This is a genomic window from Amycolatopsis sp. NPDC051106 (genome assembly GCF_040682775.1).
GTDB lineage: Bacteria > Actinomycetota > Actinomycetes > Mycobacteriales > Pseudonocardiaceae > Amycolatopsis.
Genome location: NZ_JBFBBQ010000070.1, coordinates 21,413 through 46,217, shown reverse-complemented (window position 1 = coordinate 46,217; position 24,805 = coordinate 21,413). Strand labels below are relative to the sequence as shown.

At 70.6% G+C, this 24,805-nt stretch carries 29 protein-coding genes; 9 read left to right on the top strand and 20 right to left on the bottom strand.

Annotated features, from left to right (window positions below; translation table 11 throughout):
* Nucleotides 1-79: 79 nt before the first annotated feature.
* Nucleotides 80-913, top strand: coding sequence for an ECF transporter S component (locus tag AB0M83_RS36370; RefSeq protein ID WP_364524240.1), 834 nt, complete (start codon nucleotides 80-82; stop codon nucleotides 911-913).
* Here AB0M83_RS36370 and AB0M83_RS36365 read toward each other — a convergent pair.
* Both AB0M83_RS36365 and AB0M83_RS36360 read right to left on the bottom strand, forming a co-directional pair.
* Nucleotides 904-1,758, bottom strand: a complete 855-nt coding sequence (locus tag AB0M83_RS36365; RefSeq protein ID WP_364524236.1) for a 3-hydroxybutyryl-CoA dehydrogenase — start codon at nucleotides 1,756-1,758, stop codon at nucleotides 904-906. The two genes, AB0M83_RS36370 and AB0M83_RS36365, sit on opposite strands and share 10 nt — an antisense overlap.
* Nucleotides 1,759-1,878: 120 nt before the next feature.
* The gene (locus AB0M83_RS36360) at nucleotides 1,879-2,067 is read right to left on the bottom strand and encodes a DUF3073 domain-containing protein (protein WP_364524234.1); all 189 of its coding nucleotides are present in this window, start codon (nucleotides 2,065-2,067) and stop codon (nucleotides 1,879-1,881) included.
* Between the two features lie 207 nt (nucleotides 2,068-2,274).
* On the opposite strand from AB0M83_RS36360, the gene AB0M83_RS36355 reads away from it, so the two are divergent.
* Nucleotides 2,275-3,171 (top strand): hypothetical protein, encoded by an 897-nt coding sequence (locus AB0M83_RS36355; protein ID WP_364524232.1) that lies wholly within the window; start codon nucleotides 2,275-2,277, stop codon nucleotides 3,169-3,171.
* A 245-nt stretch (nucleotides 3,172-3,416) separates the two neighbouring features.
* Here the strand turns inward: AB0M83_RS36355 and AB0M83_RS36350 are convergent, their stop codons facing one another.
* The 3 genes from AB0M83_RS36350 to AB0M83_RS36340 are packed head-to-tail and all read right to left on the bottom strand — an operon-like array spanning nucleotide 3,417 to nucleotide 6,101.
* Nucleotides 3,417-4,352 carry an asparaginase gene (locus tag AB0M83_RS36350; RefSeq protein WP_364524230.1) on the bottom strand — a complete coding sequence of 312 codons (936 nt, stop codon included), beginning with the start codon at nucleotides 4,350-4,352 and terminating at the stop codon, nucleotides 3,417-3,419.
* A complete protein-coding gene (locus AB0M83_RS36345) occupies nucleotides 4,349-4,912 on the bottom strand; it encodes an aerial mycelium formation protein (RefSeq protein ID WP_364524228.1) in 564 nt (187 codons plus the stop codon). The genes AB0M83_RS36350 and AB0M83_RS36345 overlap by 4 nt, the downstream gene beginning before the upstream one ends.
* A 49-nt stretch (nucleotides 4,913-4,961) precedes the next feature.
* Nucleotides 4,962-6,101 (bottom strand): folate-binding protein, encoded by a 1,140-nt coding sequence (locus AB0M83_RS36340; protein WP_364524226.1) that lies wholly within the window; start codon nucleotides 6,099-6,101, stop codon nucleotides 4,962-4,964.
* 31 nt (nucleotides 6,102-6,132) lie between these two features.
* Between AB0M83_RS36340 and AB0M83_RS36335 the strand changes: the two genes are divergently transcribed.
* Nucleotides 6,133-6,981, top strand: a complete 849-nt coding sequence (locus AB0M83_RS36335; RefSeq protein WP_364524224.1) for an aminodeoxychorismate lyase — start codon at nucleotides 6,133-6,135, stop codon at nucleotides 6,979-6,981.
* Here the strand turns inward: AB0M83_RS36335 and AB0M83_RS36330 are convergent.
* The 10 genes from AB0M83_RS36330 to AB0M83_RS36285 form a co-directional block, all read right to left on the bottom strand.
* Complete coding sequence (locus tag AB0M83_RS36330) at nucleotides 6,960-7,385, bottom strand: hypothetical protein (protein WP_364524222.1); 426 nt, start codon at nucleotides 7,383-7,385, stop codon at nucleotides 6,960-6,962. The genes AB0M83_RS36335 and AB0M83_RS36330 overlap by 22 nt on opposite strands.
* A 98-nt stretch (nucleotides 7,386-7,483) precedes the next feature.
* Nucleotides 7,484-8,329, bottom strand: coding sequence for a biotin-dependent carboxyltransferase family protein (locus AB0M83_RS36325; protein ID WP_364524220.1), 846 nt, complete (start codon nucleotides 8,327-8,329; stop codon nucleotides 7,484-7,486).
* Complete coding sequence (locus AB0M83_RS36320) at nucleotides 8,326-8,922, bottom strand: allophanate hydrolase subunit 1 (RefSeq protein ID WP_364524218.1); 597 nt, start codon at nucleotides 8,920-8,922, stop codon at nucleotides 8,326-8,328. The genes AB0M83_RS36325 and AB0M83_RS36320 overlap by 4 nt, the downstream gene beginning before the upstream one ends.
* A 4-nt stretch (nucleotides 8,923-8,926) precedes the next feature.
* A complete protein-coding gene (locus tag AB0M83_RS36315) occupies nucleotides 8,927-9,541 on the bottom strand; it encodes an FABP family protein (RefSeq protein WP_364524216.1) in 615 nt (204 codons plus the stop codon).
* A 242-nt stretch (nucleotides 9,542-9,783) separates the two neighbouring features.
* Nucleotides 9,784-10,095, bottom strand: coding sequence for a DUF1416 domain-containing protein (locus AB0M83_RS36310; RefSeq protein ID WP_284747314.1), 312 nt, complete (start codon nucleotides 10,093-10,095; stop codon nucleotides 9,784-9,786).
* Entirely contained in the window at nucleotides 10,095-10,931 is an 837-nt protein-coding gene (locus AB0M83_RS36305; RefSeq protein ID WP_364524214.1) for a sulfurtransferase, read from the bottom strand. The genes AB0M83_RS36310 and AB0M83_RS36305 overlap by 1 nt, the downstream gene beginning before the upstream one ends.
* A 31-nt stretch (nucleotides 10,932-10,962) precedes the next feature.
* The gene (locus tag AB0M83_RS36300) at nucleotides 10,963-11,394 is read right to left on the bottom strand and encodes a DUF4395 domain-containing protein (protein ID WP_364524212.1); all 432 of its coding nucleotides are present in this window, start codon (nucleotides 11,392-11,394) and stop codon (nucleotides 10,963-10,965) included.
* A gap of 83 nt (nucleotides 11,395-11,477) precedes the next feature.
* Nucleotides 11,478-11,573 carry a putative leader peptide gene (locus tag AB0M83_RS36295; protein WP_364524210.1) on the bottom strand — a complete coding sequence of 32 codons (96 nt, stop codon included), beginning with the start codon at nucleotides 11,571-11,573 and terminating at the stop codon, nucleotides 11,478-11,480.
* A gap of 140 nt (nucleotides 11,574-11,713) precedes the next feature.
* Nucleotides 11,714-12,139, bottom strand: a complete 426-nt coding sequence (locus tag AB0M83_RS36290) for a thioredoxin family protein (RefSeq protein ID WP_364524208.1) — start codon at nucleotides 12,137-12,139, stop codon at nucleotides 11,714-11,716.
* A gap of 10 nt (nucleotides 12,140-12,149) precedes the next feature.
* Complete coding sequence (locus AB0M83_RS36285; RefSeq protein WP_364524206.1) at nucleotides 12,150-13,046, bottom strand: DUF2993 domain-containing protein; 897 nt, start codon at nucleotides 13,044-13,046, stop codon at nucleotides 12,150-12,152.
* A gap of 152 nt (nucleotides 13,047-13,198) precedes the next feature.
* Here AB0M83_RS36285 and AB0M83_RS36280 point away from each other — a divergent pair, with 152 nt between their 5' ends.
* The 6 genes from AB0M83_RS36280 to pstB all read left to right on the top strand — a co-directional run bounded on the left by AB0M83_RS36280 (nucleotide 13,199) and on the right by pstB (nucleotide 19,099).
* Nucleotides 13,199-13,948, top strand: a complete 750-nt coding sequence (locus AB0M83_RS36280) for a response regulator transcription factor (RefSeq protein WP_364524204.1) — start codon at nucleotides 13,199-13,201, stop codon at nucleotides 13,946-13,948.
* Between the two features lie 67 nt (nucleotides 13,949-14,015).
* The gene (mshD, locus tag AB0M83_RS36275) at nucleotides 14,016-14,921 is read left to right on the top strand and encodes a mycothiol synthase (RefSeq protein WP_364524202.1); all 906 of its coding nucleotides are present in this window, start codon (nucleotides 14,016-14,018) and stop codon (nucleotides 14,919-14,921) included.
* 225 nt (nucleotides 14,922-15,146) lie between these two features.
* Nucleotides 15,147-16,277 carry a phosphate ABC transporter substrate-binding protein PstS gene (gene pstS, locus AB0M83_RS36270; RefSeq protein WP_364524199.1) on the top strand — a complete coding sequence of 377 codons (1,131 nt, stop codon included), beginning with the start codon at nucleotides 15,147-15,149 and terminating at the stop codon, nucleotides 16,275-16,277.
* A gap of 50 nt (nucleotides 16,278-16,327) precedes the next feature.
* Nucleotides 16,328-17,392, top strand: a complete 1,065-nt coding sequence (gene pstC / locus AB0M83_RS36265; protein ID WP_364524197.1) for a phosphate ABC transporter permease subunit PstC — start codon at nucleotides 16,328-16,330, stop codon at nucleotides 17,390-17,392.
* Between the two features lie 2 nt (nucleotides 17,393-17,394).
* Nucleotides 17,395-18,312, top strand: a complete 918-nt coding sequence (gene pstA / locus AB0M83_RS36260; protein ID WP_364524195.1) for a phosphate ABC transporter permease PstA — start codon at nucleotides 17,395-17,397, stop codon at nucleotides 18,310-18,312.
* Between the two features lie 10 nt (nucleotides 18,313-18,322).
* A complete protein-coding gene (gene pstB, locus AB0M83_RS36255; RefSeq protein ID WP_364524193.1) occupies nucleotides 18,323-19,099 on the top strand; it encodes a phosphate ABC transporter ATP-binding protein PstB in 777 nt (258 codons plus the stop codon).
* A gap of 147 nt (nucleotides 19,100-19,246) precedes the next feature.
* Here the strand turns inward: pstB and phoU are convergent, their stop codons facing one another.
* From phoU to AB0M83_RS36230, 5 genes are all read right to left on the bottom strand, one after another.
* On the bottom strand, nucleotides 19,247-19,912 hold the full coding sequence (gene phoU, locus AB0M83_RS36250; RefSeq protein ID WP_364524191.1) for a phosphate signaling complex protein PhoU: 666 nt from the start codon (nucleotides 19,910-19,912) through the stop codon (nucleotides 19,247-19,249).
* A gap of 83 nt (nucleotides 19,913-19,995) precedes the next feature.
* Nucleotides 19,996-21,420 carry an LCP family protein gene (locus tag AB0M83_RS36245; protein WP_364524238.1) on the bottom strand — a complete coding sequence of 475 codons (1,425 nt, stop codon included), beginning with the start codon at nucleotides 21,418-21,420 and terminating at the stop codon, nucleotides 19,996-19,998.
* A 1,070-nt stretch (nucleotides 21,421-22,490) separates the two neighbouring features.
* Nucleotides 22,491-23,168 (bottom strand): GGDEF domain-containing protein, encoded by a 678-nt coding sequence (locus AB0M83_RS36240; RefSeq protein WP_364524188.1) that lies wholly within the window; start codon nucleotides 23,166-23,168, stop codon nucleotides 22,491-22,493.
* Between the two features lie 120 nt (nucleotides 23,169-23,288).
* A complete protein-coding gene (idi, locus tag AB0M83_RS36235; protein WP_364524186.1) occupies nucleotides 23,289-23,852 on the bottom strand; it encodes an isopentenyl-diphosphate Delta-isomerase in 564 nt (187 codons plus the stop codon).
* Nucleotides 23,853-23,938: 86 nt separating this feature from the next.
* The gene (locus AB0M83_RS36230) at nucleotides 23,939-24,772 is read right to left on the bottom strand and encodes an alpha/beta hydrolase (RefSeq protein ID WP_364524184.1); all 834 of its coding nucleotides are present in this window, start codon (nucleotides 24,770-24,772) and stop codon (nucleotides 23,939-23,941) included.
* Between the last annotated feature and the right edge of the window lie 33 nt (nucleotides 24,773-24,805).

The window sequence follows — 24,805 nt, the reverse complement described above, 5'->3', positions numbered from 1 at the left end:
TCGCACGCGGCAGCCGCGCGCGGCTGCCGCGCGGCCTCACGCCGCGGCCGCTGCGGGCATCGCCGCCGGGATCGCCGTCATGAGTGACTTCCTCGGCCCGCAGGCCCGCGCCGTCCGTGTCACCCTCCGGCCCGCGCTGGTCCTCGGGACCGCGACCGTCCTCGGGCTCGCCATGTTCTGCTGGCCGCTCTTCGCGCACCCCGCGCCGAGCGAAGCCGCGCACATCGCCGATGCCCCGTTCGTGTTCATGGCGACCCTGCCGGTGCTGATCCTCGTCGTCCTCGCCGAGCTCTCGCGTGGGGGCATCGATGCCAAAGCGCTCGCGCTCCTCGGCGTGCTCTCGGCGGTCAATGCCGGCCTGCGGCCGCTCGGGGCCGGGACCGGGGGCATCGAGCTCGTGTTCTTCCTGCTCGTGCTCGCCGGGCGGGTGTTCGGGCCCGGCTTCGGGTTCGTGCTCGGCTCGACCTCGCTGTTCACCAGCGCGTTGCTCACCGCCGGCGTCGGGCCTTGGCTGCCGTTCCAGATGCTCGCGTCTTCGCTCATCGGGCTCGGTGCCGGGCTGCTGCCGCGGAAGCCGCGCGGAAAACCAGAAATCGCCCTGCTCGTGGCGTACGGCGTCTTCGCGGCCTACTTCTTCGGGCTCCTCATGAGCCTGTGGTCGTGGCCGTTCCTCGCCGGCACCAGCGTCGGCGCCACCGCGGGGCTCGGGTTCGTCCCCGGTGCGCCGCTGGCGGACAACCTCCACCGGTTCGCGGTGTTCACCGTCCTGACGTCGACACTCGGCTGGGACACCGGCCGCGCCGTCACCAACGCGGTCGCGATCGTCCTGCTGGGGCCGGCCGTCCTGGCCGTGCTGCGGCGCGCCGCGAGGCGGGCGGCCTTCGACGCGCCCGTCAGCTTCGGTCAGCCGTAGGAGTAGAAGCCCCGGCCGGTCTTCTTGCCCAGCAGGCCCGCGTCCACCATGCGCAGCAGCAGCGGCGGCGACGAGTACAGCGGCTCCTTGAACTCCGCGTACATCGAGTCCGCGATGGCCTTGATCGTGTCCAGCCCGATCAGGTCGGACAGGCGCAGCGGGCCCATCGGGTGGGCGGTGCCCAGCTCCATGCCGCGGTCGATGTCCTCGGCGGACGCGAAGCCCGACTCGATCATGCGGATCGCCGAGAGCAGGTACGGCACCAGCAGCGAGTTCACGATGAACCCGGCGCGGTCCTGCGAACGGATGACGGTCTTGCCCAGCGCCGTCGTCGCGTGCTCCTCGGCGCGGCGAGCCGTCTCCTCGCTCGTCAGCAGCGAGGGCACCAGCTCGACCAGCGGCAGCACCGGCACCGGGTTGAAGAAGTGGATTCCGACCACCTGCTGCGGCCGGCTCGTCGCCATGCCCAGCTTCATGATCGGGATCGACGACGTGTTGGACGCGAACAGCGCGTCCTCGGCCTCGACGATCTTGTCGAGCTGGCGGAAGACGTCGACCTTCGCCTGCTCCTGCTCGAGGATCGCCTCGATGACCAGGTCGCGGTCGGCGAACTCGGCGATGTCCGTCGTGAAGCGGAGGCGGCTCAGCGCCGCCTCGGCGTCTTCGGGTGAGAGCTTGCCGTTCTTGACGCCGCGTTGCAGCGACTTCTCGATCCGGGCCTTGCCGGCGTCGAGCGCCGGCTGGTTCACCTCGGTGACCACGACGTCCACTCCGGACCGGGCGTGCACCTCGGCGATGCCGGACCCCATGAGGCCCGCCCCGACGACTCCAACCCGACTTACCACCGGCTCACTCCTTCATCGGCTTCGCAGCCCCGCGCCCTCGGACGACACTTGGGCAGCACACAGCGCGCGAGGGCGGTCGCCGGGTGGTGCCCGGCTATGCCCTCGCGCGGTTACGCGTGCTCAACGACGGTACTCGTCGTACCCGTCGTCGTACGGGTCTTGATCATCGCTATCGGACTCCTCGTAGTGACTACTAGAGGAACCACTCGACAGCTCGCGCTGCAAAGCATCGAAGTCGGTCTCGTGCGAGCTGTACTTGAGCTCGCGCGCCACCTTCGTCTGCTTGGCCTTAGCCCGGCCGCGCCCCATGGCTCGACCCCCTCGCACAGGGGCGGGGCGGCCGGGGGAATCGGCGGCCCCGCATCGTCTCGACAATTCTTTCCTGCTCACACCGTACCGTGTCCGGGGGGTTCGATGCGACGTGGCACGGTGTGCCGGTGGTGACAGTGTCCGGCGGACGCCGGTTACCGGCCGGTCGGTGACGATCGGCGCAGGTAAACGTGCCACGATCTACTCGTGCTCCGTCCCTTCGTGGCCTACTTGCGGGTGTACGAACCCTTGCTCGCCTTGGGCGACCCGCCCGACGAACGGCTGCGTGCGGCCGTCGCGGCGGCCAAGCTGCGGCGCACGGACGCGGGGGTGCGCGAGCAGGCCATGTGGCTCAAGTCACAGGTCGCGGCGCCGCGACGGCTGCTGCCCGCCGAGCTCGCCGACGGGCGTCCCGCCCCGAGCCTGCTGACCGATGTCCTGGTGCTCGCGCCCGAGGACGTGCCGGAGGGCAAGGCCGAGCACGCGCCGTTCGTGAGCCCGCTGGAACTGCGGGCCCGCTCGGCCGCCGCGCTGGTCACCTTCCTCGGTGACGCGCACCCGTCGCTGAAGAACGTCGTCGTCGACGAGGGCGGCTTCACCCAGGAGACGATCCGCGCGCGGACGAAGTCGGCGATGGCGGATTTGAGCACGCCGGCGCCGCACACGCTGTCGACGACCTGGACCGTCCCGCTGCCGTGGTTCGTGCTGATCGACCCGGACGAGCGGCGGCTCGTGCTCGGCAGCGGCCGCGACGACCCGAAGCGCGAGGTCTCCTGGCGCGCCACCCTCGCCGACGCGCAGCACCGGGCGCGCGAGGCGGGTGAGCTGCTGGAGCAGACGTTCGGCGACTCCGGGCCGGGGCGCGTGCTGTACGAGACGCGGCGGTGGCTCGACAACTTCCACACGGACTCGGTGGTCGAACTCGACTACGGCGGGCTGGTGCAGCTGTTCGCGGACCCGGTCCTCGAGGCCGACAACACCGCGGACGAGGTGCACGACATCCTGGACGCGCTGCGCTCGGGCAACGTCGAGGAGCTGGCGGAGCTGTTCTCCGACCTGCGCGAGTTCTGGGGCGACCTGGCGTCTCGCGAGCGCTCGAACTAGCCGCGCCGACGGCTGCGCCGCCCGGCGCGCGAGTGGCCGGGCCGGGTTTGAGCCAGCACTGGGCAGGCCGAGCTGGGCACGCGAACGCTCGAACTAGCCGGGCCGGGTTTGAGTCAGCTGGCCAGGCCAGGCCGAGCCGGGGACGCGAACGCTCGAACTAGCCGGGCCGGGTTTGAGTCAGCTAGCCAGGCCAGGCCAGGCCAGGCCAGGCCGAGCCGGGCAGTCGCGCCGGCCGGGCTTGGTGCTCAGCCGCGCAGCTCCGGGACCCGGATCTCGCCCACCGAGCGTCCGCCACCCAGCACCGAACCGCGGGCCAGACCCTCGAGTCCCGAAACGTCCGCACCCAGGTAGCGCAACGCCTCGACCGCCAGCGGGGCACACGCCCGCTTGTTGCCGTCGTCGATCTTCATCGCCACCGCGAACCCGTCCGGGAGGGCGAACGCCTGGACGCCCTCCGCGCCGCCCTTCGACAGCAGACCGTCCACGGCGGACATCAGCTCCGTGTCCTCTCGGCCCGTTCCCGCCACCAGCCACGGATGCGCCCGCATCGCCGACGAAACAGCCTCCGCCGGCCCGGACGCGGCGAGTGCCACCCGGCCGAACGCGCGCGCCAGCCCGGTCAGCGAAAACGCGAACAGTGGCGCGCCGCAGCCGTCGACACCCGTGTGGGCGATCGGCTCGCCCGTCAGGTCCGAAACAGCGGAAGCGAGCGCCTGCTGCAGCGGGTGGCCCGGGTTCTCGTAGCCGGACGTCGGCCAGCCGGCGCGGACGCACGTCGTCAGCATCGCCGTGTGCTTGCCCGAGCAGTTCATCATCACGCGCCGCGGCTCGGCGGCGTCGCGCATGCTCGGCACGTGCAGCGGGAAGTCCGGCGGGCACGCGAGGTCGTCTTCGTGCAGCCCGGCCGCGTCGAGGAGCTCGAGGACCCGCTTGACGTGCCCCGGCTCGCCGGAGTGCGACGCGCACGCCAGCGCGAGGTCTTCGCCGGTGAAGTCCAGGCCGGACCGCAGCATCCCGACGGCCTGCAGCGGCTTGTTCGACGAGCGCGGGAAGACCGGCGACACCACGTCGCCGAGGGCCAGGCGCGCGTCGCCTTCGGGGCCGGTGATCACGAGCGCGCCGCGGTGGACGCTTTCGACGAAACCGGACCGGACGACTTCGGCGAGGACGGGGTTCGTCACTCGCCGTGCCCGCCTTCGCTCTCCAGCAGCTCGTCCACAGTGGCCGAACCCTGCTGGTAGCGCTTCGCGATCTCCGCGTTGAGCGCGTCCATCACGCCCTGGACCTCACGCCGGAAGGACGACACCGACAGCTCTTCGCTGGCGTAGGTGTCCAAAGCGGAGGCGAGCTTCTCGTCCGTCAGGGACTCGACGTCGGTGAGAACCGTGTCGCCGATCAGGGCCTCGGCGTGGCGGCGGTGCTCGCCGGCCCGTGACGGCTCCAGCTGCTGGTGACGCCCGGAGCCCGCGGCCGGGCCCAGCGCGTTGTCCGCCAGGATCGTGGCCAGCTGGTCGACGATGCTCGCTTCGCCGCCTGAGCTGCGCCGCGCCTGCTCCGCGCGCACGATGTCGATGCGGGCGTGCAGGAGACGGCGCAGGTAGGACAGATCCGTCTCTTCCTGCGCGGCTTCGTCGCGCCGCTCGCGCAGCACCTTCAGCGGCAGTTCACCCAGGCCGCTGAGGTACCCCGGGCCGAGCACGCGGTCGATCCGCCGCCTGCCGCCGGGCCGCACTTCGATCACAGCGCAGTTTATCCCGGTTGAGCGTGATCTCGCTGTCAGGGGCTTTTGTTCAGCCACGAAGTTGCGCCGCCGCGGCGCGGCCCGGCGCGGGCTGCTCCGAAGGGACGGAGTCGGGGTCGATCGCGGCCTGGACGAGGTTGTCCTCCGACCCGGTCAACAGCTCCGCGTCCACTGGCGTCGAGCGCTTGACCAGCGCCAACGCGATCGGGCCGAGCTCGTGGTGCTGGATCACGGTGCCGACGCGGCCGACCGTCCGGCCGTCGAGCAGCACCGGGTCGCCGGGCTCGGGCCGGATTTCGGGGGAGCCGTCCAGGTGCAGCAGGAGCAGGTTCCGCGGCGGACGGCCCACATTGTGGACCTTCGACACCGTTTCCTGGCCGCGGTAGCAGCCCTTCGCGACGTGCGCGGCCGAGCCGACCCAGTTCACCTCGTGCGGGATCGTGCGCTCGTCGGTGTCCACCCCCAGCCGCGGCCGCAGCGACTCGACGCGCAGCGCGTCGAACACCCAGCTGCCGGCCGCCCGCGCGCCCGCGTCGGTGAGCCGCTTCCACCAGTCGAGGAGCGCGTCGCGCGGCACCGCCAGGTCGACGCTCGACCGGCCGGGCCACGGCATCCGCCGCGCGAAACCGCCACCCGGCAACGCCGCCACGGCGTACGGCTCGGGGCCGACCTCGGCGCCGGCCGCGCTCAGCACGCGCTCGGCGTCCGGGCCGAGCACGGTGAGCAGCGCGAGCTCGCCGGTCGCGTCGCGGATGTCCACCTTGGACCAGAACTTCATGGCCTCGAGGTACTCGCGCAGCGTCTGGGGGCCGCCCTTGGGCAGCGCGCTGGTGACGCTCGGGCCCGGGTCGGTGTCGAGGTAGACGGTGCCGTCGAGGTGCGCGACCACCATGTGCGCCTCGACGCGGCCCTGGCTGTCGAGCACCAGCGCCTCGGTGCCGGTCCCCTCGGCCAGCTCGGTCACGTGCTGCGAGATCACCAGGTGCAGCCAGGAAAGCCGCTCTTCGCCGGTGACGGCGATGAACTCGCGGTGCGACCGGTCGATCACGACCACGCCGCGCGACGCCGTGCGCTGCTCCGCGAACGGGTCTCCCCAGTGCCAGGGCACCCCCGGCTCGGGGTGAGCGGTGTCCGACTCCGGCGGCGGAATCGATCCGGGCACGTCCAGCAGCGGCGAGCGGTACGGCATACCCACCAGCCTAGGTGAGTACCGTGGCGGCATGCGCGTGCTCGTCTTCCTCGATGGAACCCCGGCCGACCCGGACGTCGCCCAGATCAAGGTCGACGACCTCGGTCTGCTGCGCGGCGACGGCGTCTTCGAGACGATCCTGGTCGTCGACGGCAAGCCCCGCGAACTGCGTCCGCACCTCGAGCGGCTGGCCCGTTCGGCCGCCATGCTCGACCTGCCCGAGCCCGACCTCGGCGCGTGGGAACGCGTCGTTTCGCTGGTGCTCGAAAGGTGGTCCGGCAACGCCGAAATGGTGCTGAAACTGGTGTACACCAGGGGTTCCGACGGCGATCGGGCCGCGCACCCGACCGGCTTCGCGCTGGCTTCGGAGGTGCCGCCGGCCACGCTCAAAGCCCGCGCCGAAGGCGTCTCCGCAATCACTCTCGAACGCGGTTTCCCGCCGGACCTCGCCACGCGCGCGCCCTGGCTGCTGCTCGGCGCGAAGCCGTTGTCCTACGCGATGAACATGGCCGCGGTGCGCGAAGCCGGCCGCCGCGGCGCCGAAGATGTGATTTTCACCGCCGTCGACGGTTCGGTGTTCGAAGGGCCGACGTCGAGCGTGGTGCTGGCGAAGGGCCGGACGCTGTACACGCCGCCGTCGAGCATCGGCATCCTGCCGGGCACGACGCAGGCCGCGCTGTTCCGCGGCGCCGAAAAGGCGGGCTGGTCGGTCAAGGTGGAGCCGCTGACCGTCCGCGACCTCATCGAGGGCGACGGCGTTTTCATGGCTTCGAGCGTGCGCAAGCTGACCCGGGTCCACACGCTCGACGGCGAGCGGCTGCCTGACTCCGCGGCCGTCTACGCCGAGCTCGTGGCCGCCTACGAGGCCGAGTACGCCTGACCCAGGCTGATCCGGACGACGGCCGGGGCGACCTCTTCGGCGCGGTAGGCCGCGATCTTGTGGTGCCCGTCGATGATCAGCTCGCGGTCGCCGTCGGCCAGCAGGACGGCGACCGGGCGGTGGCCGGTGCGGATGGCGGTCCGGTAGTAGCCGACGCGGGCTTCGTCGGACGGCGGCCAGACGTCGGTGGGGGTCAGCAGCTGGTCGTCGGGCAGCCGTTCCGGGCCGCTCACGCGGTAGTCGCCGTCGACGAGCAGGTCGAGGACCGGGCCGAGCGTGGTGGCGAGCGGGCGGCGCAGCTGACCGGTGGCCAGCGCGATCCGCAGCGACTGGGGCAGCTCCGCCCGCTCCCGCGTGTTCACGTCCAGGAAACCCGTGCCACCGCTGATCGTCACCTTCTCCACGCCTATGAGGACGGGCGGCGGCGCGAGAAGGTTCCGGACCTCACGCGGACGGGTGCACGGCGTGACCCGGGTCTCACTCGCGTGGCGGTACAGGACTTTCAGGACATCCGGAAGCGCACCCGGGTGCCCGGCCGGGCCTGCGCGAGCGCACCCAGCGCACGTGCTCGCACCACGGCGGCGACGGGGTAGCCGCCGGTCGTCGGGTGGTCGGCGAGGAACACCACCGGCAGCCCGCTCGGCGGCACCTGGATCGCCCCCGTCACCACGCCTTCGCTGGGCAGCTCGCCCTCGGCGGCCCGGCGCAACGGCGTCCCGTCGAGGCGCAGGCCGACGCGGTTCGACTCGGCGGTGACCGTCCACCACGCCGACAGCCCGCCGGCCGGGTCGTCGAACCAGTCGTCGCGGGGGCCGGGCGTCACCGGCACCACGAGCTCGCCCGGGGCCGCGACGGGGACGACGACGTCCGCGCCCGCCGGGATCCCGGGCTCGCCGAGCAGGAGCACGTCGCCGCTCTTCAGCGGTGCGGGCCCGATGCCGGAGAGGACGTCGCGCGAGCGGCTGCCCAGCACCGGTTCGACGACGATCCCGCCGGACACCGCCAGGTAGCAGCGCAAGCCGGTCGAAGGCGTGCCGACCGACACCGTCTGCCCGGCCCGGACCGGCACCGGCGCGTGGGAGCCGAAGGAGCGGCCGTCGACCCGGACGTCGACCGCCGGGCCGGTCACCGCCACCGTCGCCGACGCCGTCAGCCGCGCCGAGAGCCCGCCGAGCAGCACTTCGATGCCCGCGGCCGCCGAAGGGTTGCCCACCAGGCGGTTCGCGAGCCGCAGCGACGAGACGTCCAGCGCGCCCGAAGGCGCCACGCCGAGGTGGGCGTAGCCGGGCCGGCCCAGGTCCTCGACCAGCGCGTACCGCCCCGGGTCGACGACCTCCAGGGACCTCACCGGACGCTCCGGAAGCGGACGCGGTCGCCCGGCGCGAAGAGGGCGGGCGGGTCGGCGTGCGGGTCGAACAGCGTCGCCGTCGTGTGCCCGAGCAGCCGCCAGCCACCCGGCGACTCCCGCGGGTAGACGCCGGTGAACTCGCCCGCCAGCCCCACCGATCCGGCCGGGACGCGGGTGCGCGGGGACTCCAGCCGCGGCTGCCGCAGCTCCGCAGGAAGTCCCGTGAGATAGCCGAATCCGGGCGCGAACCCGGTGAACGCGACCGTGTAGACGGCCTCGGTGTGCAGCGAGACGACGGCGTCCTCGGAGATCCCGGCGTCCGAAGCGACCAGGGCGAGGTCTTCGCCGTCGTAGTGGACGTCGAGCGTGACTTCGCGCGGCTCGTCGGCCGGCGGGTGGGTCAGGTCCGCGCCGTCCAGCAGCGCCTTGGTGGCGGCCACCCCGCCGATCACCAGCAGGCTCCGGGCGCCCGGGACGAGGTCGACGACGCCTTCGGGGCGGGCGGCGGACACGGTCGCGTGGGCCGCCCGCATCTGCTCGAGCGAGTCGCAGTCGAGCAGGGCGGCGTCCTCACCGCACCGCCGCCAGCGCACGGTGTCAGCCGGCGACGCGGTGCAGCAGGGCCGAGGTGTGCGGCTGCATTTCCTGGCCCATCATCGCGCGTTCCTCGACGTAGCCGAGGGAGCCTTCGATCAGGCCGTACAGCCGCTGGGCCGCGGTGACGTCCTTCGCCGTGGCCGTGCGGATCACCGCGTCGGTGCCGAGCTCCCAGGACGTCTGGTTGCGCGGCTTGCCGTAGTACAGCTCGACGATGCCGGTGTTGTGCGTGAGCAGCAGCTCGAGCGTGTCGTCTTCCTGCGGCCGCCAGAACCCGGACTCGCGGGCGGCGGGGCGGATGACGTTGCCGTCGTCGTCGAGCAGCCACGCGCGCGACTCGTGGACGAGGAACGGCCGGCCGTCGTGCGAGATCGTCAGCTGCTGCGCGAACTTGCGCGGGCCTTCGATGGTCGGGTAGTCGACCTCGCCCTCACCGCGCCAGACACCGACGAGCGGCAGCAGCGCGAGGCAGGCGTCGTTGAGGTTCGGCCCCTCGCGCAGGTTCGCGGTGTCGTTGGGGATGGGCAGGTCGTCCCACAGCGGAAGGTTGCGCTCGCGAGTGCTCTCCGCGCGCATCTCCGCTGCTGCAATGGCGTCGTCGCCGCTGGCGGTCATGGGTCAGCGCTGGTCCGCGTAAAGCCGGTAGACGACGTACACGGCGAACCACGTGATGGCGACGCCCGCCAGCACCAGCAAGGTCGTAAACAGAGCTTCCACGCCATGCAGGATAGTCCGCCGCCGCGCACCCGGCCCGGCGCAGGGTCGCCGCGGTGAGCACGGTCACGGCCCCTGAATGCCGTGAAGGCCTCCTTACCGGCTCAAGAAGCCGGTAAGGAGGCCTTCACGGACTGTGAAACTCAGGCGACCGAGATGGCCAGCTGGTGCAGGCCCGGCCCTTCCGCCGTCACCGAAGCTTCGCCGTTGCCCGTGCGGTGCAGTGCGCGCACCGTCCAGTCGCCCGGTGCCGCGTAGAAGCGGAAGTCGCCGTCGGCCGAGGACACCACCTCGCCGGTGAAGTCGCCGCCGCCGTCGAGGAGCCGGACGAACGCGCCGCCGACCGGCCCGTCCGCGCCGGTCACCTTGCCCGCGAGGACGACCTGGCCCTTGGTGTCGTAGTCCGCCGGCGTGGCCTCCTGGACCGGTGCGCCGCAGCTGTCGTCAACCGCCATCACTTGGCTCCCAACTCGACCGGCACGCCGACCAGCGAGCCGTATTCCGTCCACGAACCGTCGTAGTTCTTCACGTCCTCGTGGCCGAGCAGCTCGTGCAGCGCGAACCACGCGATGGACGAACGCTCGCCGATCCGGCAGTAGGCGATGGTGCCCTTGCCGGGGTCGATGCCCTGCTCCTTGTAGAGCTCGTCGATCTCGCTCTCGGTCTTGAAGGTGCCGTCCTCGTTGGCGACCTTCGCCCACGGCACGTTCAGCGCGCCCGGGATGTGGCCGGGCACCTGGGACTGCTCCTGGGGCAGGTGCGCCGGGGCGAGCAGCTTGCCGGAGAACTCGTCCGGCGACCGGACGTCGACGAAGTTCTTCGAGCCGATGGACTGGACGACCTCGTCGCGGAACGCGCGCAGGGACAGGTCCTGGTCCTTGGCCTTGTAGTCGGTGGTGTCGCGCTTGACCTCGTCGGAGCTCAGCTCACGGCCGTCGAGCTCCCACTTCTTGCGGCCGCCGTCGAGCAGCTGGACGTTCTCGTGGCCGTACAGCTTGAAGTACCAGTACGCGTAGGCGGCGAACCAGTTGTTGTTGCCGCCGTAGAGGATCACGCGGTCGTCGTTCGAAATGCCCTTCTCCGACAGGAGCTTCTCGAAGCCCTCCTTGGAGACGAAGTCGCGGCGCACCCCGTCCTGCAGGTCCTTGCGCCAGTCGAACTTCACCGCGCCCCGGATGTGGCCGGCGTCGTAGGCGGTGGTGTCCTCGTCGACCTCGGCGAACACGACGCCGGGGGTGTCCAGGTTCTCCTCGGCCCACTGGGTGGTGACCAGGACGTCTTCACGGCTCATGGGAAACGGACTCTCTTTCTGGGGTTGAACATCAGGACGCGCGGGTGGGGGTGAAGCGTTTGATCAGCAAGAACATTTCGCAGCCGAGGCAGAAGTCGAAGGCCGCGTTGAGGAAGGCCGCGAAGAGCGCGAAGGCCGTCGCGGCGACGCCGAGCGGGGCGAGGTCGAGCGCGAAGCCGATCGTGCCGACGAGCGCGAACGCGAACCCGACGGCCTGGGCGAACCGCAGCGGGGCCGCGTCCTCCCGTTCGTCGGTGGGACCGAGGCGCGGGGCCACGAGCGTGCGGTACACGATCGAGTAGGGCGCCGGCTTCAGCCCGACGAACGCGCCGATGGCGAACACGACGGTCTGGATCGCCAGCAACGGCCACCACTGGGTGAGCAGGACGACCGCGAGCACGACCGTGGTCAGGATGGCGGCGAACCGCGGGCCCCGCGGGTCGACGGCCGGTCCGGCGGACATGGTTCCTCCAGCTGGAGCTCCAGGGGGTGCGTGCGAACGGCACGCGGCAGCGGCATCAGGGCTGGGGTGGGACCGGACGTGCTTCAGCGCCGGTCGGTGCGGGCGCGACACAGGCTGCTGCGGACGCGGCAGAGGTCGACTGCGCGTCGCTGCGTCAAGAAGGTGGTCAGCCCGGTCACGGGTGCGAGGGTACCCAGAGCTCCCTCAGAGTGGGAACCACGTTCATACCTTGGGACGATTCCCGATAATTGAGACGCCGCAACCCCGCGTACGCATCTTTCCTGGAGAAAGTGAATGTGCGAAGGCGAACGTCAATGCGTCAGGGGGTGCGTGCGGTGAGATGCGGGCGGAGCGCGTCCAGCAGCTCGGGGCCCTTGGGGACGCCGCCGACGCGCAGCAGCTCCCGGCCGTCCGGGGTCAGCGCGATCGTGGTCGGCGTCCGCAGCACGGACAGCGACTGCGCGACCTCCGGCTGGTTCGTCACGTCGAGCTCGACGTGGTGCAGGCCGTCGGTGCGCTCGGCCAGGGGTTCGAGCACGGCCTTCGCGTGCCGGCACGGCGCGCAGAAGGTGGTGGAGATCTGGACCAGCGTCACGGCGGACGCCGGGTCGAGCGCGGCGGCGACGGGACCGGGCAGCTCACGGGCGGGCTTGGCGTCCCGCACGCGGCCGTTGCGCGCCTTCAGCAGCAGGCCGGCGGCCACTCCGGCCACCAGTACCGCCACGAGCACCCACAGTCCCGTCACCGGTCGCCTCCTACTTGCTCAGCTCCGCGAACGACACGTTCGCCGCCTCGCCCTTGATCGTCACCGATCCGCTCTGCACCCGCACGCCGGTCGGGGTGACCGACAGCGGCAGATCCTTCGTGTTGATCGACGCGCTGAAGTTCGGCATCAGCGCTTTCTGCACCGCAGCCGGAACAACGGTGGTCTCCTGGTCATTCCCGAACTGCAGCCGCTTGGGGACGAAGTTGATCGCCCCGGCCTTCGCGTCGGCCTCGATCATCGCGAAGCAGAAGATTTCCAGATCCTTGCCCGCGAACTGAAGGTGTCCCGAAATGCGGACACCGGTACTCGACTCGTCCTGGGTGGCCTGGCCCTCGGTGGTCGTCGTGGTCGGCGTCGGCTCGCTCTGCCCGCTGTCGCCGTTCTCGACGTAGTCGGCGGTCGACGGCTCGATCCGCAGGTCCTTGATCTTGTCCAGCGGCGCGACGCGGGCGAGGTCGGCGGCCTTGATGGTGACCGAGCCGGTCAGCTTGCCGATCGTGATCGCCTTCGTGTTGCCGTTCGTGAGGTCCGACAGCGGCGCCGTGACGTCCTCGAGTTCGGCGTTGAGCGCGACGTCCTGCAGCTTGTCGGCGACCGGAACGCCGGCGGCGGACACGCTGATGTGACTGTAGTCACCGCCCAGCGCCTGCGTGAGGAACGGGAAGCCGTGGATCGTCACCGAGGGGTCGTCGGTCAGCTGCAGCTGGGTCCGGGCCTTCTGGGAGATCATGTGCTCGGCGTACGCGGCGGCCCCGAAATCGGCGCCGACCAGCAGCAGAACCAGCACGACGAGAGCGATCACCCAGCGGCGTGCCCGCCGTCCGCGGCGCCGCGCGTCCGGCCTCGGTGCGGGTCGGTCGTCCCGGGTCACGGGCCTGCTCACCATCGCGTCCGTACTCCTGTTCGTCGGGTCCACCGGGGTTTCTCCAGGTGTGATCGATCCAGCAAGGGTTAGGTACCGGGCCGTCGAGCCGCTATTCTCACTTAGCACCGAACAACGCCACCGTGAGGCGACGATCTGTGAAGGCGGTGCGGCTCATGAGCCTGGACCTTCTGGTGCTGACTGCGGAAGCCGACGCCACTTCGGTGCTCCCCGCGCTGGACCTGCTGCCGCACACCGTACGCGTCCGTCCTCCCGAGGTGACCGCCCTGCTCGACGCGGGCCACCGGGACGTGATCCTGCTGGACGCGCGCAGCGACCTGGCCTCGGCGAAGAGCCTCTGCCGGCTGCTCAAGGGCACCGGTGAGGACGAGGCGGCGACGCCGATCATCGCCGTCGTCGGCGAGGGCGGCCTGGTGGCGGTCAGCGCCGAGTGGCGCACCGACGACATCCTGCTGCCCACCGCGGGGCCGGCCGAGGTGGACGCGCGGCTGCGGCTGGTCACGACCCGCGACGGCGGTTCCGCGCAGGTCGACGCCGAGCTGCGGGTCGGCGAGCTGGTCATCGACGAGGCGACCTACACCGCCCGGCTGCGCAAGCGCACCCTCGAACTGACCTACAAGGAGTTCGAGCTGCTCAAGTACCTCGCCCAGCACGCCGGCCGGGTGTTCACCCGCGCCCAGCTGCTGCAGGAGGTCTGGGGCTACGACTTCTTCGGAGGCACCCGCACGGTCGACGTCCACGTGCGGCGGCTGCGCGCCAAGCTCGGCCCGGAGCACGAGCAGATGATCGGCACCGTGCGCAACGTCGGCTACAAGTTCGAGCGGCCCGCCAAGGGCGGCGCGGGACGGGCGGCCGTGCCCGCGCAGGCCGAGGCACCGGCCGAGACCCCCGAACTCGCGCACTGACGTCCCCACGTTCACCAGGACGCGCTGACGGCCGTCGCGTTGCGTCCTGCCCGGGTACGGTCACGGGGTGAGCGGAGACGGCGAGTGGCGCCAGGAACTGGACGAGCAGCAGCTCGAGGACGTGCGCGGGCTGTTGCTGGCCGTGCGCGAGGCCGACGGGCGGCCCGAGGTCGAGCCCGACGGCGCGCTGCCGGGTGAGTTCGACGGCGGTGAGCACCTCGTCGCCTGCGTCGAGGGCGACGTCGTCGGCTACGCCCACCTCGACACCACGGGTGACTCCTTCGGCCACCAGGTCGCCGAGCTGTTCGTGCACCCGTCCCACCGCAACCGCGGCTACGGCGCGAAGCTGCTTCAGGCGCTCGACGAGCGCGCCGCGGTCGGGTTCCGCGTCTGGGCGCACGGCGACCACCCGGCGGCCCTGCAGCTGGCCGTCAAGACCGGCCTGGAGCGCAAGCGCGAGCTGCTGATCCTGCACACCGTGGTCGACGGCGCGGACTGGCCGGAGCCGGTGCTGCGCGACGGCGTCTCGCTGCGGACGTTCGTGCCGGGACAGGACGAGGACGCGGTCATCCGGGTCAACGCGCGGGCGTTCGACTGGCACCCCGAGCAGGGCGCCCTCACCGCCGACGAACTCCGCGCGGACGAAGGCCGGCCGTGGTTCGACCCCGACGGCTTCTTCCTCGCCGAGCACGACGGCGAAGTGATCGGCTTCCACTGGACGAAGGTCCACGAGCCGACACCGGGCCGCTTCGGCGGCGAGCGCGTCGGCGAGGTCTACGTCGTGGGCGTCGACCCGGCGGCGCAGGGCGGCGGGCTCGGCCGGGCGCTGACGCTCGCCGGGCTGCGGTACCTCGCCAGCCGCGGGCTGCGGCAGATCATCCTGTACGTCGAGGGCGACAACGCCCCGGCGCTCGCGGTCTACACCAAGCTCGGGTTCACGCGTCACGAAACCGACGTCCAGTACGGCCGGTGACCACCATGGACACCGCGCGAACGACCCGTCACGGTGTGCGAACGCGCAGGTCACGGCCGGGACACGGCACCCTCTCGGGCGAGTAGCACTGCTCACATCCGGGGCCTTGTTCACTTCGCGTTCATTTGTTCACGGCCGACCGTCCACCAGGGCTGCCTAATGTCCGGATCCGGCGCGGTAGTACGCCGCGACGACCCGGTCAAGCTCCTGATGGAGGAAACAGCAGTGAAGATCATGCGGCCCCTGAGCGCGGTGGGCATCGTCGCGAGCGCCGCCCTCGTGCTCGCCGCCTGTGGTACCGACCCCGCGGCGACCAACAGCAGCAGCTCGAACTCGGCTTCGGCACCCGCTGCGACCGGCACCGCCGACGTGGAGTGCGGTGGCAAGAGCCCGCTCTCCGCCGAAGGTTCGTCGGCCCAGAAGAACGCCATCGACATCTTCACGCAGCAGTACAGCAAGAAGTGCCAGGGCCAGCAGGTCAACTACAACCCCAGCGGTTCGGGCGCCGGCGTCAAGCAGTTCAACGCCAACCAGATCGACTTCGGCGGCTCGGACTCGCCGATCAAGGACGCCGACGCGGCCGCCGCCAAGGCCCGCTGCGCCAGCGACGCCTGGAACATCCCGCTCGTCGTCGGCCCGATCGCGGTCGCCTACAAGCTGTCCGGCGTGGACAAGCTGACGCTGACCCCGTCGGTCACCGCCAAGATCTTCAGCGGTGCCGTCACCAAGTGGAACGACCCGGCCATCAAGGCGGTCAAGGGCAACGAGAGCCTGAACCTGCCGGACAAGGCCATCCAGGTCGTGTCCCGCGCCGACGAGTCGGGCACCACCGACAACTTCCAGAAGTACCTGGGCGCGGCCGCCAAGGCCGACTGGACCAAGGGCGCCGGCAAGAAGTTCAACGGTGGCGTCGGCAACGGTGCGCAGGGCTCCAACGGCGTCGCGACCGCGGTGAAGGCCTCCGACGGCGGCATCACCTACGTCGAGGGCGCGTTCGCCAAGGACGGCCTGACCCCCGCCCTGATCGACAGCGGCTCCGGCGGCGTCGAGCTCAACGCCGCGAACGTGGCCAAGTCCCTGGACGCGGCGAAGTTCCTCAAGGACGGCTCGAACGACCTCGCGCTCGACCTCAACGGCATCTACGCCAGCAACACCCCGGGTGCCTACCCGCTGCTGCTGACGACCTACGAGATCGTCTGCTCGAAGTACGCGGACCCGAACGTCGCGAAGGCCGTCAAGGCGTTCCTGACGGTGGCGGCCACCGACGGTCAGCAGCCGCTGTCCTCGAAGGGCTACGTGCCGATCCCGCAGTCGCTGCAGACCAAGGTCCTGACCGCCGTCAAGGCGATTTCCTGACCCGGCGTTGCGACTGATTACCGAGTGATAGAGGCTGGTCAGAAGCCCTGATGAGCGAGTCATCCTCGACGCGAACGCCCACCGGCGACCCCGGTGGGCGTTCGTCGTCCGCCACGACGCCCCCGGAGGTCCCGATTTCGGAGCAACCAGCCTCGCCGGCGGCGCCCGAGCCGCCCGCGAGCGAGAAACCGAAGAAGCGGCCCGGTGACCGCATCTTCCAGAACCTGACCACCGGGGCCGGGATCTTCGTCGTCGCCCTGATCGGCCTGATCGGGCTCTTCCTGCTCATCCAGGCGATCCCGGCGCTGCAGGCCGACAAGGCCAACTTCCTGACCAACCACGGCTGGTCGACCAACGACCCGGCGAACATGTCGTTCGGCATCCTCGACCTGCTCGAGGTGACCGTGGCGACGTCGCTGGTGGCGCTGATCATCGCGATGCCGGTGTCGCTGGGCATCGCGCTGTTCCTGACCCAGTACGCGCCGAAGCGGCTCGCGCGGCCGTTCGCGTACGTCATCGACCTGCTCGCCGCGGTGCCGTCGATCATCTTCGGCCTCTGGGGCATCCTGGTCTTCGCCCCGGCGATCGAGCCGTTCTCGCAGTGGATCAACGAAACGTTCTCGTGGTTCCCGCTGCTGGCGCCCGGCAACGTCGCGCCGAGCGTGCGCGGCACCATCTTCACCGCCGGCATCGTGCTGGCCGTGATGATCCTGCCGATCATCACCTCGCTCTCGCGCGAGGTGTTCGAGCGGACGCCGGTCCCGCACCTCGAGGGCGCGCTGGCCCTCGGCGCCACGCGCTGGGAAGTCATCCGCACCACGGTGCTCCCGTTCGGCAAGGCCGGCTACATCGGCGCGTCCATGCTCGGCCTCGGCCGCGCGCTGGGCGAGACGATCGCGCTGGCCGTCATCCTGCTCATCCCGCAGGGCCGCAACTTCGACTGGAGCCTCTTCGACGGCGGGTCCACCTTCGCCTCGAAGATCGCCGCCAACTACAGCGAGTTCAACAACGAGATCTCGGCGGGCGCGTACATCGCGGCCGGGCTGGTGCTGTTCGTGCTCACCTTCCTCGTCAACTTCGCGGCGCGGTCCGTCATCGGCAAGAAGGGGGACTGAGCATGTCGATGTCCACGCTCGACGCTCCCGCGACCACACCGGCGTTCCAGCAGGTCAGCCTGGCCCGCAAGCTCAAGAACGGGCTGGCGACCACGCTGGTCTGGCTGTCGTTCCTGATCGCCGTCGTCCCGCTGGTGTGGGTGCTGTACACGGTCGTCGCGAACGGCATCAAGCGCATCCCGTACACCAACTGGTGGTCGCAGGACCTGGGCAACTTCCTGTCCGACGAGGTCGGCGGCGGCGTGCTGCACGCGATCATCGGCAGCCTGCTGCAGGGCCTCGTGTGCGCGGTCATCGCGGTGCCGATCGGCATGCTCGTCGCGATCTACCTCGTCGAGTACGGCCGGGGCAAGCTCATGAAGGCCACCACCTTCATGGTCGACATCCTCTCCGGTGTCCCCTCGATCGTCGCCGCGCTGTTCATCTACGCGCTGTGGATCACCACGTTCGGCCTGCCGCGCAGCGGTTTCGCCGTGTCGCTGGCCCTGGTGCTGCTGATGATCCCCGTCGTCGTCCGCTCGTCGGAGGAGATGCTGCGGATCGTCCCGGACGACCTGCGCGAGGCGTCGTACGCGCTGGGCGTGCCGAAGTGGAAGACGATCGTGAAGATCGTGCTGCCGACGGCCCTGTCCGGCATCATCGGCGGCATCATGATGGCGCTGGCCCGCGTGATGGGGGAAACCGCGCCGCTGCTCGTCCTGGTCGGCTACTCCGCCTACACGAACTGGGACATCTTCAGCGGCGAGCAGGCGGCGCTCCCGCTGCTGATGAACAACGAGCGCGTCACCAACTCGATGGATCCCGGCTCGGTCGGCTTCGACCGGATCTGGGGCGCCGCACTGACCCTGGTGCTCATCATCGCGGTCATCAACCTCCTCGCCACCGTGTTCGCGCGCCTTGTCGCCCCGAAGAAGAAGTGAGCTGTAAGCCATGGCAAAGCGAATCGACGTCAAGGACGTGGACATCTACTACGGCAAGTTCCACGCCGTCGACGGTGTCACCCTTTCCGTGCCGCCGCGCAACGTCACCGCGTTCATCGGCCCGTCGGGCTGCGGCAAGTCGACGGTGCTGCGCACGCTGAACCGCATGCACGAGGTCATCCCCGGCGCCCGCGTCGAGGGCGACGTCCTGCTGGACGGCGAGAACATCTACGCGTCGTCGGTCGACCCGGTGCAGGTGCGCCGCACGATCGGCATGGTGTTCCAGCGCCCCAACCCGTTCCCGACGATGTCCATCAAGGACAACGTCGTCGCGGGGCTGAAGCTGGGTGGCACCAAGGGGAAGAAGACGCTCGACGACATCGCCGAGCGCGCCCTGCGCGGCGCGAACCTGTGGAACGAGGTCAAGGACCGCCTCAACAAGCCGGGTGGCGGCCTGTCCGGCGGTCAGCAGCAGCGCCTCTGCATCGCCCGCGCGATCGCGGTGCAGCCGGACGTCCTCCTGATGGACGAGCCGTGCTCGGCCCTCGACCCGATTTCGACGCTGGCGATCGAGGACCTGATCGGGGAGCTGAAGAAGGACTACACGATCGTCATCGTCACGCACAACATGCAGCAGGCGGCGCGGGTTTCCGACCAGACGGCGTTCTTCAACCTGGCGGGCGTGGGGCAGCCGGGCCGGCTGGTGGAGCTCAACGACACGGAGAAGATCTTCTCCAACCCGAACGAAAAGGCCACGGAGGATTACATTTCCGGCCGTTTCGGCTGAGTCGTCGTTGAGGGAAAAGGCCTTTCTCGCCGGCGCTCGGGGCCGGCGAGGAGGGCCTTTTCGTTTGTCCTTTGTGGAGCATCGGATACCGTGCGGTCTTTACGAAAAAGCCCCCGGCCGCGGCCGGGGGCTTTCTCGAGTGGGTGCTCAGATGTCTTCGTCGGAGCCGTAGCCCGGCATCTTGCCGGTCACCACGAAGATCATCCGCTTCGCGACCGACACCGCGTGGTCGGCGTAGCGCTCGTAGAAGCGGCCCAGCAGCGTCACGTCGACCGCCGCGGCCACGCCGTGCGGCCACTCGCGGTCCATCAAGACCGTGAAGAGGTGGCGGTGGATGTCGTCCACCTGGTCGTCGTCGGACTCGACGTTCTTCGCCGCTTCGACGTCCTTCGTCTTAATGACCAGTTCGGTCGACCGGGCCAGCTTCACCGCGACCTCCCCCATCTCGGCGAAGTACGGCTTCACCGCCTCGGGCAGCACCGGGTCGGGGTGACGGCGCCGGGCGGCCTTCGCCACGTGCAGCGCCAGATCTCCCATCCGCTCCAGGCTTTCGGCGGCGTGGATCGCCGCCAGCACCGTGCGCAGATCGGTGGCCACGGGCGCCTGCAGGGCCAGCAGGGCGTACGCCTGCTCCTCGCAGTTGGCGCGGGCGTCGTCGACCTTGGCGTCGTCGCTGATCACCTGTTCGGCGAGACTGAGGTCGACCTCCAGCAGTGCCCGCGTGGCGCGCTCCATGGCGTCGGCGACCTGGACCGACATGGCGGCCAGGTTGACGGCGAGCTGTTCGAGTTCGACATGGTAAGCCTCACGCATGGCCCAACCCTACGGCCAACCGTGACCAAACACCGCATCGCCGGGTGAACCGCACGTGAACCCGGACTAACGATCCTCGCGGATCAGCCTGTGGTGCTCGTCTTCCTGCTCGTCGTCGACTTGGACGTGCTGGTCTTCGACTTCGACGTGCTCGTCGGCTGGCCCTGCTCGCTCACGGGGATGGGCGCGTTCGGGTCCGGCAGCGAGGTGTTGTTGCGCAGGGCGTCGAACAGCGCCTGCGCCTTGCTGCGGACGAGGACCTCGTTGCCGCGGTTGTTGGGCAGGCCGACCGTCGGCACGGTGAGGAACGTGATCTTCGACTGGTCGAGGCCCTTCATCGACTGCGCCAGCGTCATCATCTGCTTGACGCCGAGGTTGTCGCCGAAGGTGGCGTTCGCGAACGCCGTGATGAAGTCGCTGAGCTTGCCGGGGTCGAGGACGACGTCGGACGACATGACCTTCTTCAGCAGCGCCCCGATGAACTCCTGCTGCCGCTTGATCCGGCCGTAGTCGGACGTCGGGTCGCCCTTGACGTGCCGCGCACGGACGAAGTTCAGCGCCTGGTCACCGGAGATCGTCACGTCGCCGGTCTCCAGCAGCACCTTGCCGAGGGTCGTGTCGTCGATCGGGATCTCGTTGTGGATGGTGACGCCGTGCACCGCATCGACCATCGCCTTGAAGCCGTTGAAGTCGATGCCGACGAAGTGGTTGATCCGCAGCCCGGTGATCTGCTGGATCACCTTCGTGATGCACGGCGGGCCGCCGACCGCGTACGCGGTGTTGAGCTTCGCGATCTTCTGGCCGGCGACCTTCTCGTCGGTCGTCTTGCTCTGCGCCGGGTCCCAGCGCTGGCAGTCGGGGCGGGCGATCTCGAGGTCGCGCGGGAACGACGTGACGACGACCCGCTGCCGGTCGGCCGGGATGTGCGCCACCATCACGGTGTCACTCCGGGCGCCGGGGTTGCTGTCCGCGGTGCCGACGCCTTCCTCGGCGGACGCGCCGTCGCGGGTGTCCGAGCCGACCATCAGGAAGTTCTCGTCGTTGGCCTGCGCGTCGGCGTCCTGGATGTCGGACGAGTTCTCGTCGAGCGCGGAGATCTGCGTGAACTTGGCGTCGAAGTAGGTCTGGGCGCCCCACGCGCCGCCGATGCCGAGGAACACGAGCCCGGCGACGACGGCCGCGGCGATCCGGCCGAACCGGACCGAGCGCTCGATCTTCCGCGCCTTCTTCTCCTGCAACCGGGTCTGCTCGGCGTCGACCTCTTCTTCGGGAGACGGCGTCGGCGTGACCACGCGCTGAAGCGCCGTACGGGTGCTCTCGATCAGTGAAGCCGGCGAAAGGCGGTCGCGGCGTTCGCGTCGCTTCGCCTCTTCGGCGTTCCCCTCGTCGTGCGCGGCCGAGAACCGGGCGAGGGTGTGGTCGATCTTGCGGCGGTACTGCGTCGCCTCGTCGATCGCTTCCATCTCGTCGGTCATGGTCAGCGGGTCGAGCTCGGCGCGTGAGGGCACCGCGCCCGGACGGCGGAGCGGAGCGGCCGCTTCGGACGGCCGCGGGGGCGCGCCGACCTCCGGCACGGCGGCCTCGGCGGCCGGAGCCGGGCGCGGGGGCACCGGAGAGTCCGGGGTGGGCCGCTTGCGCGCGGGTGCCGCGGGAGGTTCGGCCGCCGCGGCGACCGCCGGCCGGCGAGGTCCGTCGGCGGCGGGGCGCTGAGGCGCGGGACCGTCGGCGGGAGGCGCGGAACGGCGGGGCGCGGGTCCGTCGGCCGCGGGGCGCCGGCGAGCGGCGCTCTCCGGGCGGCGGGGCGCGGCGGCCACGTCCGCCGCGGGGCGCTGACGTGCGCTGTCGGGCCGCTGGGGGCCGGCGGCGTCATCGGTGGTGGGGCGCTGGGGCGCGGCGCCGTCGGGACCGGCCGCGGGACGGCGGAGGCGCCGAGGCGGCTGCGCGGCGGCCGACGTCTGCTGCGGGCCCGGGTTCGCGACCGGCGGACGGCGCTGGAGCGGGGCCTCGGGCAGCGGGGCGGCCGCCGTCGTGCGGCGCGGCTGACGCGGCCGCGGCGGACGCGGTTGACGAGTGGCGTCCGTGGGTACTGGGATGTCGGCGGGAGGCTGCGGTGCCCGCGAGTGCGCGCCACGCGCCGGAGCCGGCGGGGCGGGTGGTTCGGCCGCTCGGGCACGGTGTCCGGGCTGCTCGGGACGGTCTTCGCGGGGCGGTACCGGGCGAACGCCGGTCGACTTGGCGACGACGTCCGAGACGCTGATCCCGCCCTGGTCCTCCATCGACCGGCGTCTGCCGGTGTGGGGCCGCGCGGGACCGTCGGAACGGCGACCGGTTCCCGGGCTGTCGTGCTCGTCCGGCACTCGGTCTCCTTTCGCGCGATCGAAGGCGGGTTCGTGACTTGGCCGTCTTCCCCCGCGAGAGGTGATCGTTCCCGGGGAGGTTTTCGTTATCGTACGGATACCCCCCGTTCGTGACGACACCCTCCCGGAATTTTCTTCACCTTGAGTCGACGAACGGCGGCTGGCCGTCGACAAACGGGTGAAGGGTGCCCGCAGCTTTCTGGGGTAATGGGGTGTTTACGTTACTCAGAGTGGGTTATTAACTGCGTGCTTTGCGCGTCCTGATAAGCGACTTTGTTCCGCCCGGCCCGTTTCGCCGCGTAGAGCAGGTCGTCGGCGTCACGCAGCTGGCGCTCGGGCGGCGTCGGGGCGTCCGGCCCCTCGTGGGCGAGCCCGGCGCTGATGGTCACGTGCAGTCCCGGCTGGAGTTCTGACCAGGGGTGACGGGCGACGCGCACCCGGGCGGCGTCGACGATGCGGACGGCGTGGCCCGCGTCGACGCCGGGCAGCCACAGCACGAACTCCTCGCCGCCGTAACGGGCGCAGAACCCCTCCGGCGGCAGTCCCTCCTGGAGCAGATCGGCCACCCGGCGGAGGACGCGGTCGCCGACGAGGTGACCGTACGTGTCGTTCACGTGCTTGAAGCGGTCGAGATCGACGAGCGCGATGCCCAGTGCCGGCCGCAGCCGATCGGTGAGCGGTCCGTACAAGCGCTCGTCGAGGTAGCGGCGGTTGAAGCTCGACGTCAGCGCGTCGCGCAGGCTGCCGTCACGCGCGATGTCCAGCGCGGAGCGGAGGTGCTGGTAGGCGCGGCGCCAGTCGCCCTGGGTCGCGAAGAGCGTGGCGACGGCTTCGTGGAGACGCAGCAGGTCCGGCGGCTGCGGGCTCCGGCGCAGCACGCCTTCGTCCCCGGCGACCATGCCCACCTCCACCACGCATTGGTTGTCGTCGCAGTGAAGGCCGCTCTTGAGGCACGGGTGCGAGCGAAGGTGAATTTCGCTCAAACGGGACTGCGGTAGTGACGCTCCGGAGTTGTGACGTCAGAGCCCGGTGAAGGGTTCGATGCCCTTGAGCTGGGAGAACTGATCCTTGGCCCAGTAACTCACATTAGCCGTCTCGTCGTTCAGTAGCTCTTGGTAGTCGGCCCAGCTGACCCACCGCCAGTCGCCGACCTCGGCCGGGTTCGGCTCGGGCTCGGCGTCGGCCCAGGCGGCGAAGACCGGGCAGAACTCGTTCTCGACGATCCCCTGGAACGGCGGCGTCCGGTAGCGATAGCTCGGCAGCACGCAGTGCAGCCCGGACAGCGACGGCAGCCCGATCTCGTAGGCCGCGCGCCGACGGACGGCGTCCTCGAGGGGCTCGCCGGGTGCCGGGTGCCCGCAGACGCTGTTCGTCCAGACCCCCGGCCAGACCTTCTTGTGCAGCGCCCGCTGGGTGATCAGCAGGGCGTTGTCGCCGCGTCGCAGGACGTAGCAGGAGAAGGCCAGGTGCAACCGGGTGTGCTCGTGGTGACTGGCCAGCTTCGGACCGGTCTCGCCGGTGGGCACGCCGTCTTCGGTGACGAAGACGACCTGCTCGGTCTCGGGTTCGGTAGCGATGTCCACAGGCCCAGTGAACACGACGGGACCGAGTGCCTCGTACCGCGAGGCGGGTGGGTTACCGGCGGTCCGCCCGGCCGGGTGACGGGCCGTTACCGCGCGTCGAGGTGCTCGACGATGAGCGACGTGACGGCCTCCGGCGCCTCTTCCGGCGCCCAGTGCGTGACGTCCTCGAGCATCTCGAACCGGAACGGCCCGGTGACCCAGTTCGCGGTGTCGAGCGCGGCGGCCGAGCCGAACGAGACGTCCTCGGTGCTCCAGATGTACAGCGTCGGCACGGAGACCTTGCCGATCTTCCCGCCCGGCCGGCCGGCGCGGTACCAGTTGAGCGCCGCGGTGAGCGCGCCCGGCTCGGACAGCCGCTGCACGTAGTCCTCGATCTTGTGCAGCGGAACCCGCCGCTCGAACATGTCCCGCAGCGCGCGGGCGTCGTTCTCCAGCATCCGGCGCTCGGTGACGCGGGTCTGCCGCCACTCGGTCATGTAGCGCGTCCGCAGGTGCTGGTCTTCGTCGGTCTTCATGGCCTCGGCGAGCGCGGCGGGGTGCGGCGTGGAGACGACGGCGAGACTGCGCAGCCGATCGGGGTGCGCATCGGCGGTCCACCAGGCGACAGCGCCGCCCCAGTCGTGCCCGACGAGGTCGAACTCGGGCCAGCCGAGCCGATCGGCAATAGCGACGACGTCCGCGACGAGATGGTCGATGGAATAGTCGGAGGCCTGCTCGGGCCGCACCTGGGGCGAGTAGCCCCGCTGATCCGGCGCGACGGCCCGGTACCCGAGCACCCCAAGGGTGGCGACCTGGTGCTCCCACTCGACGGCGGCCTCGGGAAAGCCGTGCAGCAGCAGCACGGGCCGCCCGTCTTCGGGGCCGGCGGCGATGGCGTCGAAGGAACCGGCTTCCGTGGGGATGCTGATGTGGTCGATCACGGGCCCGAATCTACTTGCCCTGGTTGAACGTCC